General features: G+C 44.9%; 16 protein-coding genes and 1 tRNA gene. 4 read left to right on the forward strand and 13 right to left on the reverse strand.

Going from position 1 to position 12,869, the window contains the following annotated elements:
• Positions 1–79: 79 nt before the first annotated feature.
• The 4 genes from AB4493_RS01425 to mutY form a co-directional block, all read right to left on the reverse strand.
• A tRNA-Phe gene (locus tag AB4493_RS01425) sits at positions 80–155 on the reverse strand.
• Between the two features lie 103 nt (positions 156–258).
• The gene (mltC, locus tag AB4493_RS01430; RefSeq protein ID WP_017063191.1) at positions 259–1,392 is read right to left on the reverse strand and encodes a membrane-bound lytic murein transglycosylase MltC; all 1,134 of its coding nucleotides are present in this window, start codon (positions 1,390–1,392) and stop codon (positions 259–261) included.
• A gap of 69 nt (positions 1,393–1,461) precedes the next feature.
• Complete coding sequence (locus tag AB4493_RS01435; protein ID WP_010435637.1) at positions 1,462–1,734, reverse strand: oxidative damage protection protein; 273 nt, start codon at positions 1,732–1,734, stop codon at positions 1,462–1,464.
• A gap of 28 nt (positions 1,735–1,762) precedes the next feature.
• Entirely contained in the window at positions 1,763–2,824 is a 1,062-nt protein-coding gene (gene mutY / locus AB4493_RS01440) for an A/G-specific adenine glycosylase (RefSeq protein ID WP_065584120.1), read from the reverse strand.
• A 165-nt stretch (positions 2,825–2,989) separates the two neighbouring features.
• Between mutY and trmB the strand changes: the two genes are divergently transcribed.
• Complete coding sequence (gene trmB, locus AB4493_RS01445) at positions 2,990–3,709, forward strand: tRNA (guanosine(46)-N7)-methyltransferase TrmB (protein ID WP_017062250.1); 720 nt, start codon at positions 2,990–2,992, stop codon at positions 3,707–3,709.
• A 349-nt stretch (positions 3,710–4,058) separates the two neighbouring features.
• Complete coding sequence (gene glsB / locus AB4493_RS01450; protein WP_372154413.1) at positions 4,059–4,979, forward strand: glutaminase B; 921 nt, start codon at positions 4,059–4,061, stop codon at positions 4,977–4,979.
• A 117-nt stretch (positions 4,980–5,096) separates the two neighbouring features.
• On the opposite strand, the gene hemW is transcribed toward glsB, so the two are convergent.
• The 7 genes from hemW to AB4493_RS01485 form a co-directional block, all read right to left on the reverse strand.
• Positions 5,097–6,284 (reverse strand): radical SAM family heme chaperone HemW, encoded by a 1,188-nt coding sequence (gene hemW, locus AB4493_RS01455; RefSeq protein ID WP_372154414.1) that lies wholly within the window; start codon positions 6,282–6,284, stop codon positions 5,097–5,099.
• The gene (locus AB4493_RS01460) at positions 6,284–6,883 is read right to left on the reverse strand and encodes an XTP/dITP diphosphatase (RefSeq protein ID WP_017062247.1); all 600 of its coding nucleotides are present in this window, start codon (positions 6,881–6,883) and stop codon (positions 6,284–6,286) included. Before AB4493_RS01460 ends, hemW begins: the two co-directional genes overlap by 1 nt.
• A gap of 48 nt (positions 6,884–6,931) precedes the next feature.
• A complete protein-coding gene (locus AB4493_RS01465; RefSeq protein ID WP_017062246.1) occupies positions 6,932–7,363 on the reverse strand; it encodes a DUF4426 domain-containing protein in 432 nt (143 codons plus the stop codon).
• Positions 7,364–7,391: 28 nt separating this feature from the next.
• A complete protein-coding gene (gene yggU, locus AB4493_RS01470; protein ID WP_017067797.1) occupies positions 7,392–7,682 on the reverse strand; it encodes a DUF167 family protein YggU in 291 nt (96 codons plus the stop codon).
• 29 nt (positions 7,683–7,711) lie between these two features.
• The gene (locus tag AB4493_RS01475) at positions 7,712–8,269 is read right to left on the reverse strand and encodes a YggT family protein (protein WP_017067798.1); all 558 of its coding nucleotides are present in this window, start codon (positions 8,267–8,269) and stop codon (positions 7,712–7,714) included.
• Positions 8,270–8,345: 76 nt separating this feature from the next.
• The gene (proC, locus tag AB4493_RS01480) at positions 8,346–9,164 is read right to left on the reverse strand and encodes a pyrroline-5-carboxylate reductase (protein ID WP_372154415.1); all 819 of its coding nucleotides are present in this window, start codon (positions 9,162–9,164) and stop codon (positions 8,346–8,348) included.
• Positions 9,165–9,242: 78 nt separating this feature from the next.
• Positions 9,243–9,947 carry a YggS family pyridoxal phosphate-dependent enzyme gene (locus AB4493_RS01485; protein ID WP_017062243.1) on the reverse strand — a complete coding sequence of 235 codons (705 nt, stop codon included), beginning with the start codon at positions 9,945–9,947 and terminating at the stop codon, positions 9,243–9,245.
• A 26-nt stretch (positions 9,948–9,973) separates the two neighbouring features.
• Here AB4493_RS01485 and AB4493_RS01490 point away from each other — a divergent pair, with 26 nt between their 5' ends.
• Both AB4493_RS01490 and AB4493_RS01495 read left to right on the forward strand, forming a co-directional pair.
• Entirely contained in the window at positions 9,974–11,011 is a 1,038-nt protein-coding gene (locus AB4493_RS01490; RefSeq protein ID WP_017062242.1) for a type IV pilus twitching motility protein PilT, read from the forward strand.
• A gap of 14 nt (positions 11,012–11,025) precedes the next feature.
• Positions 11,026–12,135, forward strand: coding sequence for a PilT/PilU family type 4a pilus ATPase (locus tag AB4493_RS01495; protein WP_017062241.1), 1,110 nt, complete (start codon positions 11,026–11,028; stop codon positions 12,133–12,135).
• Positions 12,136–12,209: 74 nt separating this feature from the next.
• On the opposite strand, the gene AB4493_RS01500 is transcribed toward AB4493_RS01495, so the two are convergent.
• Positions 12,210–12,347, reverse strand: a complete 138-nt coding sequence (locus tag AB4493_RS01500; RefSeq protein ID WP_170791814.1) for a hypothetical protein — start codon at positions 12,345–12,347, stop codon at positions 12,210–12,212.
• A 99-nt stretch (positions 12,348–12,446) separates the two neighbouring features.
• A complete protein-coding gene (gene ruvX, locus AB4493_RS01505) occupies positions 12,447–12,869 on the reverse strand; it encodes a Holliday junction resolvase RuvX (protein ID WP_004735480.1) in 423 nt (140 codons plus the stop codon).

Consider the following 12,869-nt stretch of genomic DNA (forward strand, 5'->3'; position numbering starts at 1 on the left):
TCGGCACACTAAATTCTTTATGCTTTTGTCCGTGTTGTTACTCCCTGTTAAAGAGTGTTGACACCAACAAATCAAATTGTGGTGCCCGGAGGCGGAATCGAACCACCGACACGAGGATTTTCAATCCTCTGCTCTACCGACTGAGCTATCCGGGCAACGGAGCGCTATTAAACGGATTTTCTGCATAACCGTCAACTCCTTTTTTGAAAATAACTAAAAAAACCGTTCGTTCGTTGTTTTTTTATTCAAAAGTGAGGGTTATGTTTTACCTTGGTTAAATTCTTTTTTGAATTGCGTTACTTTTTCGAGGTATCGGCGCGACTCTTTATTTGGATGCTTCTTGGTAAGCGCCCAGTAGGCTTGGCTCGGTTGCAGCGAGTTTAAGTCTTGCATTGCTCGCTTTCTGTCCTTACTGAAGGTATTGAGTACGCCACCAGTACCGCCGTTATAGGCTGAAATCATACTGTATTCAAGCGTTAATGGGTTTTTTACGTCTTTCAAATAACGATTTTTGAGGATGTAAAAGTATGCGGTGCCAGCATCAATGTTGTTTTCTGGATTGAATAAGTACTCAGGGCTTGGTTCACCAGGTTTCTTTTTGACGTGTTCAAATACATCTCGACCAGCGGTTTTAGGTACCACCTGCATAAGACCATAAGCATTAGCCCAGCTTACGGCGTACGGGTTGAAGCTACTCTCTGTCTTGATGATAGCGTAGATTAAATCTTCAGGGATGTCATAACGCTGAGACGCTCGTCGAACGATGTCGGCATATTGATAACTACGCTGGCTAGCGTGGTCGGCCACCATTGGGATTTCAACGTAGTAGGCTTTTTTAAAGTCGACTTCTTTGGTTTTTAGGTTATTCGCGATCAGGTAATCCGCAAACTGGTTCGCTCGCCAAGTCCATTGAATGGGCTTTTTTTCTTGGTCTACGACCTGATTATAGAGGAAAGGTTTGCCTTCTAGCTTGATGCTTTTAGAAGAGAATAGATCGACATGCGCCGGATCATCTGGCGTCAAAAGGGTCGTCATGATCGCATTTTTGAGGTGTTTTTTCGGTTCGGTAGAGGAAACCGTTTCCACCGTTATCAGGCCTTGGCTAAAATTCACTTCTGAACGACTTAAGTAATTATCTATGTATTTCACATAGTTACTCTTACCTGCTATCTTGATTTCACTGCTACCCCAACGTTTTTGAATGTTGCCTGAAAAGCTATCTATTAATGAATCTAGCGCCCCGGTATCTTTTTCAAATTGTCCGGGTAGCTCAGCTAAATTCTTCACAAACCGGTTGGTTGGCTCGTAATTGACATCATAAATGCTTTCGACAAATTCACGGCTGCAGCCAGTTAATAACATGGCTGTTAGGAAGTAACTTAGCTTTTTCATAGTTCCTCATACAAAAATGACATCGCAGCGTTAACCATGATGTCATTAAAAATTGCTTAAATAAATGTCTTATTCGCTTGGTGGAGTATAGCCATCAATTACGACATCTTTACCTTCAAAAAGGAAGTTAACCATCTCAGTTTCAAGAAGTTTACGATGCTCAGGATCCATCATGTTTAGCTTCTTTTCATTGATAAGCATAGTTTGCTTGCTTTGCCATTGTCCCCAAGCTTCTTTAGACACGTTGTCAAAGATACGCTTACCTAAGTCACCTGGGTAAAGTTGAAAATCTAGGCCTTCAGCATCTTTTTGAAGGCGAGCACAAAATACAGTGCGGCTCATAGTGGTTCCTCTTATCGCGTTCGTTGATTCAAACGTCGTCGTTCAGTTCAAAGGGTAGGCTCTCAATAAGCTGCTTTACAGGAGCGGCTAGGCCAATTTCTTCCGGTTTTGATAAGTTATACCAGAGACCTTTAGCCCCTTCCATTATCAAATCTGGTTGTTTATCTAATTTCACTAATACTGGCGTGATATCTAAGTGGTAGTGGCTGAAAGTGTGTCTAAACGCAATCATGGTCTTGATCGAATTGGTTTGAGTGTCTTTGATCGAACGAAGATCTAGTTGATGTTCGATCTCTGCGTTTTCATTTTGAGGGAAACAAAACAATCCGCCCCAGATACCAGATTGAGGGCGCTGTTCGAGCCACACTTGGTTGTCGTGATACAGAATCACAAACCATGTGTCTTTTACTGGCTTTTCTTTCTTAGGCTTTTTGCCAGGGAAGTCGAGCTGTCTATCGAGCTTCTTGGCCTCACACATGCTTTCAATCGGGCACAAGGTGCACTTAGGCTTGCTACGGGTACAAACCATGGCACCCATGTCCATCATTGCTTGGTTGTACTTATCGACATCTTTGTTCGGAGTATGTGCTTCGGCGTGTTCCCAAAGCTGGTTTTCGACTTTCTTTTGCCCCGGCCAACCTTCAACGGCAAAACTTCTCGCAAGCGTTCGTTTTACATTGCCATCAAGAATCGCATGAGGAAGTTTATGAACCGATGATAAGACGGCTGCTGCTGTTGAGCGACCAATCCCCGGTAGCGCGTTCATCTCTTCGATAGACAGCGGAAATTCACCACCATATTGCTCAGCAACGATCTTGGCTGCTTTATGTAGATTGCGAGCTCGTGCGTAATAACCAAGCCCTGTCCATAAGTGGAGTACCTCATCTTGTTCGGCGTTCGCTAGGTCGATAACCGTTGGAAAGCGTTCTAAGAAGCGTTGGTAGTATGGAATCACCGTAGCAACCTGAGTCTGCTGAAGCATGATTTCAGATAGCCAAACGGTGTAGGCGGTTTTGTTTTGTTGCCAAGGCAATTCTTTACGCCCGTAGGCGTCATACCACTTTAATATGGCGGTTGCGAAAGGAGTCACGACATGCTCTATGCTTTGCTATTATTAGAAGCGAAATTGCACCACACTTAACGTTGGATGTAAAACAGACAAATTGTGTGGGAATTTATCCACGGAAAGACTTGCACCGGAGGCAATTCTTTGGATAATCCCCGCTTTGATTAATCAATGTGCAGGCAAAAATCAATGAGTGAAGTGACCACTAACGAATATACTGAAGACGGCAAACTGGTTCGTAAGATCCGTAGCTTTGTTCGCCGCGAAGGCCGCTTAACAAAAGGCCAAGAGAACGCGATGAATGAATGTTGGCCAACAATGGGTATCGACTACAACCCAGAGCTTCTTAACTGGAAAGAAGTATTTGGCAACGATAACCCGGTTGTACTAGAGATTGGCTTCGGTATGGGTGCATCACTGGTTGAAATGGCAAAGAACGCACCTGAGAAAAACTTCTTAGGTATTGAAGTTCATAGCCCGGGTGTTGGTGCGTGTTTAGGTACAGCTCGCGATGCTGGCGTAACTAACCTGCGTGTAATGTGTCACGATGCTGTAGAAGTATTTGAACACATGATCCCAGATAGCAGCCTGCATACTCTGCAACTGTTCTTCCCTGACCCATGGCACAAAGCTCGTCACCATAAACGTCGTATCGTTAAGGCTGAGTTTGCAGAGATGGTTCGCGGCAAGCTTCAACTTGATACTGGTGTTTTCCACATGGCAACAGACTGGGAAAACTACGCAGAACATATGATTGAAGTGATGAACGTAGCTCCAGGCTTCGAAAACATCGCTGAAGATGGTGATTACATCCCTCGTCCGGATGAGCGCCCGCTAACTAAGTTTGAAGCTCGTGGCCACCGTTTAGGTCATGGTGTTTGGGACATTAAGTTCAAGCGTACTAAGTAACTTCGAATCAAATTAAGTGAAGGGTAATCCGACTTAGGGTTTAACCCCTACACTTTATGGGATTGATTAAAGCCAACATTATTGTAATGTTGGCTTTTTTGTCCTTAGGCTTTTATTTCAGTAAAGGCTTAACGACAGAAAGTAATACCAATCACAGTAAGTAAGTGATCAGAAATAGCGTAGGAAAAAGGCTTGAGAACAAGGCAGCATTTTTCGATAAGTAGTTACTCTACAATCAAAAATTCTAACGCAGTTATCGAGCATTTTAACAAGCTAGAGTGAGCAGTTATTTACTACGATTGGTATATGTTACACCCCTACAAAAATAACAATATAGAAGTAAGCGCACATGAAACCAACTCAAGCTATTTTGGCCGAGATCTTAGACGAAGTTCGTCCTTTAATTGGACAGGGAAAGGTCGCTGATTATATCCCTGCACTGGCTCGCGTATCGAACCAGAAACTGGCGATCGCGGTATACACCAATGAAGGTGAGGTGATTAAAGCAGGCGATGCTGAAGAAGTATTTTCTGTGCAATCTATTTCTAAAGCCTTGAGCCTGACGCTAGCTATGGTGCTATATAAGCCTGAAGAGATTTGGCAAAGAGTAGGCAAAGAGCCTTCTGGTCAAGCCTTTAACTCGATGATTCAGCTTGAGATGGAGTATGGTATTCCCCGCAACCCGTTCATCAATGCGGGGGCAATTGTCGTTGCAGACCTACTACAAAGCCGCTTGTCTGCGCCTAGGCACCGCTTGTTAGAGTTTGTGCGTCAGTTATCGGGTGATACTCATATTGTGTACGACAAGGTAGTAGCGGCTTCAGAAATGATGCACAGCGATCGTAATGCTGCCATTGCTTATTTGATGCGTTCATTTGGTAATTTTGAGAATGATGTTATCCCAGTTCTGAATAACTACTTCCACGCTTGTGCGCTTAAAATGACGTGTGTGGATTTGGCAAAAACCTTTAGCTATTTAGCAAACAAAGGCGTGTCGGTTCAAACCAAGAAAGAGATCATCACGCCAGTTCAAACCAAGCAGTTGAATGCTTTGCTTGCGACGTGTGGCTTGTACGATGGGGCTGGTGAGTTTGCCTACCGTGTTGGTATGCCAGGAAAATCGGGCGTTGGTGGCGGTATTATTGCTATCGTTCCTGGCGAAATGACGATTGCGGTGTGGTCTCCAGAGCTTGATCCTTCTGGCAACTCGCTCGCAGGTACTAAGGCTCTAGAGTTGCTTTCAGAGCGAATTGGTCGTTCTATTTTCTAAGAGAAAGATTCGAGCACGGACGTTGTCCTATAGAACGCTTCGCTCCGAGAGAGGGCTATAAAACAAAAAGGGTTGACCCTAAAGCCAACCCTTACGCAATGCTTCTCGAATCTCGAACTACTCGTCTTCTTCTGCCATAAAGGCTTCTAACAGATCATTGAGAAACAGCTTTCCTTTTTCAGTGATCTGCCAGTGAGTGTCGGTTTCCTTCAAGTAGCCTAGCTCTTTTGCCCACTCAATTGTTGGCTGAACAGCGTCAAAACCAAGTCCTGTCGTATCAATGAAATCTTGCTTAGGGCATGCTTCCATCAGCCTGAAACGGTTCATGAAAAACTCGAAAGGGCGATCTTCGTTTGCTACTTCAAATTCATCCGAAATATAAGGCTTCACCATATTCTGGTAAGCCGCCAAATAGCCTCTAGGGTGCTTAACCTTAGTGGTACGAACAATGCGTCCATCTGTAAAGCTCAGCTTGCCATGAGAGCCACAGCCAATACCTAGATAGTCACCAAAGCGCCAGTAGTTGAGGTTATGTTGGCACTGATATCCCGGCTTGCTGTAGCCTGAAATTTCGTACTGCACATACCCTGCGTCTGCGAGCTTCTTATGGCCTAGGTCGAAGATATCCCAAAGGTCATCATCATCAGGCAGCGTTGGTGTTTTGTAATAGAACATGGTGTTAGGTTCTATTGTTAGCTGATACCAAGATAAGTGCGGAGGGTCGAGTTCTATCGCTTTATCCAAATCAGCCAACGCTTGTTCAATACTCTGTTCGGGTAAGCCGTGCATTAAGTCTAAATTGAAACTATTCAATCCAATCTTATGCGCTAAATGAGCAGCATTTACCGCTTCATCTTGACCATGAATACGCCCAAGTCTTTCCAGTTTCTCTTGCTCAAAACTTTGCACACCCACCGAGATTCGAGTAATGCCTGCCTTTTGGTAACCTGCAAAACGCTCAGCTTCGATAGTTCCCGGGTTGGCTTCCATGGTGATTTCTATTTCAGGTTTGAACGGGATGCGCTGTTCAATGCCTTGTAACAATCGGCCAATTCCTTCAGGAGAAAACAGGCTTGGGGTACCGCCACCAATAAAGATCGAATGCAGTGGGCGAGGCATACCATTGAGCTGATATTTTTCGATATCAGTATCGAGATCTTCAAGCAGTGCATCGATGTACTCTTTTTCAGGGATCTCGGCTTTCAGAGCGTGAGAGTTAAAATCACAATACGGACACTTTTGTACACACCATGGGATGTGTACATAGAGGCTAAGTGCGGGTGGTATTAGCGCTGCATTGTGCATTACAGAGCTTGCTCCTTGAGAGTCTTGAATAGTGACGCAAGCGCTTTACCACGGTGTGATAGTTGCTTCTTACGCGAAGATTCAAGCTCTGCTGAGGCGCAGTTATCTTCTGGTACAAAGAACACAGGATCGTAGCCAAAGCCATTCTCACCGTGTTCTTCAGTAAGAATACGACCTTCCCATTTACCGTGACACACTAGAGGTGTTGGATCATTCTCGTGACGCATTAGCACCAACACACAGTGGAAACGCGCAGTACGCTTTTCAGTTTCGACACCTTGCATCGCATCTAATAGTTTTTTGATGTTCTGCTTATCGGTTGCCCCTTCACCTGAGTAACGCGCTGAATAGATACCTGGCGCACCATTTAAGTAATCAACCTCTAAACCTGAGTCGTCAGCAATGGCTGGCAGCCCTGTTTCTTTCGCTGCGTGGCGAGCTTTGATGATGGCATTTTCAATGAAAGTCGTTCCTGTTTCAGCGACTTCTGAAACGTTAAATTCACTTTGCGCGACAACGTCAAAACCAAACTCAGACAGAATATCTGCCATCTCGCGAACTTTACCTTGGTTGCCTGTTGCTAAAACAATCTTACTCATGGGAATGTAGCTCTAAATAAGTTAATAAATGAAAAGTAAGGTTTGAGCTTACTCTTCTATATAGAATTTCTGTGTGAAACGCAGTGGACCAGTGCCTTTTAGGCCTGCGTTCACATCGATGTCGAAGGTGATGTTTTCTTCGTGAGTTACGGGGAACTCAGCAAGGTAATAAATCGCATCGCCTTCTTTGATTTCTCGAAACTTCAAAGTACGGGTGTTTCCAACGAGGTTCTTCGCTGTTCCCGTAATTTTAGCCGTTGTCGCAGGCTTGCCTAGAGAAGCCTTGTCTAACACGCTGATGTTGAGGATTGCTGAGTATCCATTTCGCTTAAGTTTGTATTGCTTAGCGACTTGCGAAGTTAAGAACGTGGAATTAAAAGCCGAGTAATGAACCTCGACATCCTTAATGTTCTTAAATTGCCCTGCTGAGCTTGGTAAGGCAACAAGAGCGGTGAGTAGTGCTGTTATCCATAAACGCATAATGACTCCAATAAATAGCAAAAAGCCATCATAGGATGGCTTTGACTTCAGTTGGGATTTGGCTTGGCGAGCATATTCGAACTTGCTTGTGCCTACCGAGATCTCCCTTTTCTATCTTAATTTGCCCTTTTGCGACCTTAAACTGTTTCGCAAGGTATTTCGCTAAATGGGCATTGGCTTTGCCATCAACCGGTGGTGCAGTAATGGCAATTTTCAGTTCCTGACCGTGCAAGCCGACAATTTTGTCTCGGCTTGCTTTGGGTTGGATATAGAGCCTAAGAAGAATATCGTCTTCCTCGGCCCAAACCGCTTTTGGCATCGTCAAAGTACCTGATGTTTGTACTTGAATTATAGCTGATACCAAATAGGGCCAATCATGTCGCCCATTAGGAAGTTCGCAAATTGCAGAACAATGAACAGAACCAGTACGCTTAGGTCGAAACCACCCATGTCCGGAAGGATACGGCGGATAGGCACTAGCATTGGTTCAGTCAGTTGATGGAATACGTACTCGATTGGACTACGACCTTGGCTTACCCAGCTTAGGATTGCACGGATAAGTAGAACCCAGAAGATCAAACCACCAGCCGCTTTGAGCAGAGACAGTGCACCAAAGATAAGGAAGCTAATATCGAAAACGGCAGCGCCGCCAGAGATAATCAGGTTTAGAGCAACGAACTTAAGTACACACAGCACATAAGCGAAAACAACGGTCGCTAGATCAAGGCTGCCGATTGATGGAATAACTCGGCGTAGTGGGGCAACAACCGGTTGTGTCGCTTTTACGATGAATTGTGAGAATGGGTTGTAGAAATCTGCACGTGATGCTTGTAGCCAGATACGCAAGATCACAACCATGATGTAAAGATCAAAAACGGTCGAGATCAGAAAGCTCATCGAGTTCATATTGTTTCCTTTTTCGGATTTACTTGTCGCTTAGATATAACCAGAGCGGCAAAATGCTTGTTTACCTTGATTGGTACTAAAACAGTTTTTCCATCTCTTCAGCTCGAGCAACCGCCGCTTGCATGGCTTTTGCTACGATGTCTGATAGTTGATGTTCGTTAAACGTGCGTAGTGCTTCTGCGGTCGTGCCGCCTTTGGATGTCACTTGTTCACGCAGTGTTGATAATTCAGTATCTTGGTTTGCTACCACCATCTCTGCCGCGCCTAATGCAGACTGTTGCACTAATTTACGAGCGGTTTCTTGGTCAAAACCTTGGTTAATTGCTTCAGCTTGCATCGCTTCCATAAACAGGAAGAAGTAAGCCGGAGCGCTACCCGCCGCCGCAATGATGTTGTTGATTCCAGACTCTTGTTCAACCCAACTTACTTCACCAACAGCTTGCATCAGCTGAGAAGCAAAGTCTTTATCATCTTGGCTGACAGTTGCATCGGCATAAAGACCACTCATCCCTTTACCAAGCAGTGATGGCGTGTTTGGCATCACACGAACAAGGTTCAGTTGGCAGTTTAACATCTCATTAAGTCGATTCGCATTAATACCCGCGGCAATGGAGATAACCAGTTTGTTGCTGAAGTCGATATCTTGTAAGGGTTTACATACATCAGCCATCATTTGTGGCTTCACGGATAACACAACAACGTCTGCTTGCTCTGCTGCTGCAATATTATCGCTGGTGGTATTGATGCCGTATTCTTGTTCTAACGGCAGCCTTCTGGTTTCTGAAGGTGCTGTCGCAGTAATCTTTTGCGCTGGGTAACCACTAGCAACTAAGCCAGCTACAATTGAGCGAACCATGTTTCCCGCCCCAATAAAGGCGATGTTCTTATGTACCATATATAAAATCCTGAGCGTGTCGCTGCGCGGATAAGGCGAAGCGGTATCAATACTTGTACTTGTCGTTACTTACTACGGCTATTTCGCGTAATCACGAGCGCCGAAAATAGCTGTTCCAATACGAACCATGGTGCTGCCAGCCTCAACTGCTGCATCCATATCACCACTCATCCCCATCGAAAGGGTATCAATGTCTGAATACTTCGCGGCTAGCTTGTCTTTAAGCTCTGCCAGTTGAGAAAATGCATTAAGCTGAGATTGATAGTCAGATACGTTTGCAGGAATCGACATCAATCCTCTTAAGGTGAGGTTGGGGAGCGATGAAATCAACTCCGCGAGTGCAAAAACTGTCTCTTCTGAGGTTCCAGATTTGGACTCTTCACCACTGGTGTTTACCTGAATCAACACTTGCAAAGGTGGAAGTTCGCTTGGTCGTTGATCATTAAGCCTTTGTGCGATCTTATCGCGATCGACGGAATGAACCCATTGAAAGCTTTCCGCGATTGGGCGGGTTTTATTGGATTGAATTGGACCAATAAAATGCCACTCTAAATTTAGGTTAGAATGTTGTTCTGAAAAGTGTTTTACTTTATCTACACCTTCTTGAACATAGTTTTCACCAAAGGCAACTTGGCCTCCGAGTGCGGCTTCTAGAATCGCATCAATAGGTTTAGTTTTGCTGACGGCTAAAAGTTGCACGGACTCTGGAGCTCGTCCGCACTTTTGCTCAGCACTACGAATCTGTGAGGTGATTTGTTCGATATTTTGTTGAATACTACTCATAGCTGACTTTACTTAAGGGAAAATAAATGGATATCACTGAGTTACTAGATTTTAGTGTAAAGCATAACGCGTCAGATCTACATCTTTCTGCGGGTGTATCTCCAATGGTACGTATAGATGGTGAAGTAAGGAAGCTTGGAATCCCAGCTTTGAGTCATGCTGATGTGCATCGTTTGGTTTTTGAGATCATGAGCGATTCACAACGCGGCGAGTTTGAAGAAAAACTGGAAGTCGACTTCTCTTTTGAATTACCCAATGTTGGTCGCTTTCGTGTTAATGCGTTTAACCAAGCCCGTGGCTGCTCAGCTGTCTTTCGAACTATCCCTGTCGAAATCCCGACTTTAGATCAGTTAGGTGCACCTGAGATCTTCGAAAGGATTGCTAACTACGAAAAAGGGTTAGTGCTCGTCACTGGTCCAACTGGCTCTGGTAAATCAACGACTCTTGCGGCGATGGTTGATTACGTAAATCGCAACCACAATAAGCATATTCTGACGATTGAAGACCCGATTGAATTCGTTCACACCAATAATAAATGCCTAGTCAACCAGCGTGAAGTTCACCGTGATACTCACAGTTTTAAAGCGGCACTGCGCAGTGCCTTACGTGAAGACCCAGACGTGATTCTGGTTGGTGAACTTCGTGACCAAGAGACGATTAGCTTAGCGTTAACCGCAGCAGAAACGGGTCACTTGGTCTTTGGTACTCTGCACACCAGTTCTGCGGCTAAAACGATCGACCGTATTATCGATGTGTTCCCAGGTAGCGATAAAGATATGGTTCGTTCGATGTTGTCTGAATCACTGCGCTCGGTGATAGCCCAGAAGCTGCTAAAGCGTGTTGGTGGTGGTCGTGTGGCGTGTCATGAAATCATGATGGCAACACCGGCGATCAGAAACTTGATTCGCGAAGATAAGGTTGCGCAGATGTACTCGATCATTCAAACGGGCGCAGCGCACGGCATGCAGACCATGGAACAAAATGCGAAGCAGCTGATGGCGCAGGGCTTGGTTGATTCGGAAGAGGTCGAGAAAAAGATCGAAATTGAAACCTCAATGTTTTAATCAAGGTGGACACAATGGAATTGAATCAAATCCTTGAGGGAATGCTTTCTCAAAAGGCATCGGATCTTTATATCACGGTTGATGCGCCAATCCTTTTTCGTGTGGATGGTGAATTACGCCCCCAAGGAGAGAAGCTGAATGCGGCTCAAGTTGCTCAATTACTTGATGCGATGATGGAACAAGACCGACGTGATGAATATCAGCAAACGCGTGAGGCTAATTTTGCGATTGTGCGTGACTTTGGTCGTTTTCGTGTCAGTGCATTCTTTCAGCGAGAGCTACCTGGAGCGGTCATTCGACGTATCGAGACTAACATCCCAACCTTTGAGCAACTAAAGCTTCCTGATGTACTACAGGACCTATCAATAGCTAAGCGCGGACTTGTGCTGGTGGTTGGTGCGACAGGCTCTGGTAAATCGACCTCAATGGCTGCAATGACAGGCTATCGCAACACCAATCGCTCGGGACATATCTTGACGGTTGAAGACCCTATTGAATTTGTGCACGAACATAAAAAGTGCATCGTGACGCAGCGTGAGGTCGGGCTCGACACCGAGAGTTACGAAGTCGCGCTTAAGAACTCGCTACGCCAAGCACCAGACATGATCTTGATTGGCGAAATCCGTAGCCGTGAGACCATGGAATACGCGATGACCTTTGCTGAAACGGGTCACTTGTGTATGGCAACCTTGCACGCCAATAACGCTAACCAAGCGCTAGAGCGTATTCTTCATTTGGTGCCGAAAGAGCAGAAAGAACAGTTCTTGTTTGACCTATCGATGAACCTGCGTGGTGTCGTCGCTCAGCAACTCATTCGCGACAAGAATGGCAGCGGGCGTCATGGTGTATTCGAGATTCTGCTGAATAGCCCTCGTGTTTCTGACTTGATTCGTCGTGGTGAACTACACGAACTGAAAGCAACCATGGCTAAATCGAAAGAGATAGGTATGCAGACCTTTGACCAAGCTTTGTATGATTTAGTGATAGCAGGCAAGATCAGCGAAGAGGATGCGTTCCACAGTGCCGATTCTGCTAATGACTTGCGCTTAATGCTCAAAACTAGACGTGGTGATGACGACTACGGAACTGGGGCGTTGGCTGGTGTGAAGATAGATATGGGGTGATAAAAAACGCCTGATTTGATTCTAGGTTAAAATCAGGCGTTCATCATATTCATCGTTCGACTGCGTCTGTATTATCAACGCTTCTTGTTCTTAGGCTCGCTGATTACGTCTGCGTCAGTCGAAGTATGATTCATATAACCTGCATTATTGGAGCTTGTCGAACTGCATGCTGATATTGCTAGAGCTACGAAGATTGCTAGAAAAATTTTCATGTGAACTCCCACTTACCTAATAATGAATTGCTTCGACATTACGCCGTAATATCATTATAGGATCACAAAGGAGTTTAATCTTTGAGCTCTTAATTTTCGTTATGAATATTGTGCTTCAAACCAGCTCTCTAAAATGACGACTGCAGACTGGTTATCGACATTACCTTTACTTAGTGCTTTGTAGCCGCCCATTTCAAAAAGGTCGGCCCTTGCTTCTGTCGTAGAAAGTCTTTCATCATGCAGTTCAACATCGACACCAAAGCGCCCTTTTAGGCGATTGGCAAACTTCTTCGCCCTTGGTGTAATCGCGGCTAGATCTTTACCATGAAGATCGGTAGGAAGACCAACCACGATAAGATTCGGCTGCCACTCCTTAATTTGCTTTTCGATATCGTCCCAATTTGGGATGCCATCTTTGGCTTTAAAAGCTTTTAGAGGGCTTGCGGTGCCCGTGATTTCTTGTCCTATCGCACTACCGATACTTTTTGTACCGTAGTCAAATGCCATAATTGTTCGTGACAT

The sequence above is a fragment of the Vibrio sp. 10N.222.55.A1 genome (assembly GCF_041473835.1).
Lineage (GTDB): Bacteria > Pseudomonadota > Gammaproteobacteria > Enterobacterales > Vibrionaceae > Vibrio > Vibrio crassostreae_C.

What these genes read in the sequence shown, in the direction of transcription:
- mltC (WP_017063191.1), bottom strand. Translation starts at nt 1,392, where the DNA reads ATGAAAAAGCTAAGTTACTTCCTAACAGCCATGTTATTAACTGGCTGC.
- AB4493_RS01435 (WP_010435637.1), bottom strand. Translation starts at nt 1,734, where the DNA reads ATGAGCCGCACTGTATTTTGTGCTCGCCTTCAAAAAGATGCTGAAGGC.
- trmB (WP_017062250.1), top strand. Translation starts at nt 2,990, where the DNA reads ATGAGTGAAGTGACCACTAACGAATATACTGAAGACGGCAAACTGGTT.
- glsB (WP_372154413.1), top strand. Translation starts at nt 4,059, where the DNA reads ATGAAACCAACTCAAGCTATTTTGGCCGAGATCTTAGACGAAGTTCGT.
- hemW (WP_372154414.1), bottom strand. Translation starts at nt 6,284, where the DNA reads ATGCACAATGCAGCGCTAATACCACCCGCACTTAGCCTCTATGTACAC.
- AB4493_RS01460 (WP_017062247.1), bottom strand. Translation starts at nt 6,883, where the DNA reads ATGAGTAAGATTGTTTTAGCAACAGGCAACCAAGGTAAAGTTCGCGAG.
- AB4493_RS01465 (WP_017062246.1), bottom strand. Translation starts at nt 7,363, where the DNA reads ATGCGTTTATGGATAACAGCACTACTCACCGCTCTTGTTGCCTTACCA.
- yggU (WP_017067797.1), bottom strand. Translation starts at nt 7,682, where the DNA reads ATGCCAAAAGCGGTTTGGGCCGAGGAAGACGATATTCTTCTTAGGCTC.
- AB4493_RS01475 (WP_017067798.1), bottom strand. Translation starts at nt 8,269, where the DNA reads ATGAACTCGATGAGCTTTCTGATCTCGACCGTTTTTGATCTTTACATC.
- proC (WP_372154415.1), bottom strand. Translation starts at nt 9,164, where the DNA reads ATGGTACATAAGAACATCGCCTTTATTGGGGCGGGAAACATGGTTCGC.
- AB4493_RS01485 (WP_017062243.1), bottom strand. Translation starts at nt 9,947, where the DNA reads ATGAGTAGTATTCAACAAAATATCGAACAAATCACCTCACAGATTCGT.
- AB4493_RS01490 (WP_017062242.1), top strand. Translation starts at nt 9,974, where the DNA reads ATGGATATCACTGAGTTACTAGATTTTAGTGTAAAGCATAACGCGTCA.
- AB4493_RS01495 (WP_017062241.1), top strand. Translation starts at nt 11,026, where the DNA reads ATGGAATTGAATCAAATCCTTGAGGGAATGCTTTCTCAAAAGGCATCG.
- AB4493_RS01500 (WP_170791814.1), bottom strand. Translation starts at nt 12,347, where the DNA reads ATGAAAATTTTTCTAGCAATCTTCGTAGCTCTAGCAATATCAGCATGC.
- ruvX (WP_004735480.1), bottom strand. Translation starts at nt 12,869, where the DNA reads ATGTCACGAACAATTATGGCATTTGACTACGGTACAAAAAGTATCGGT.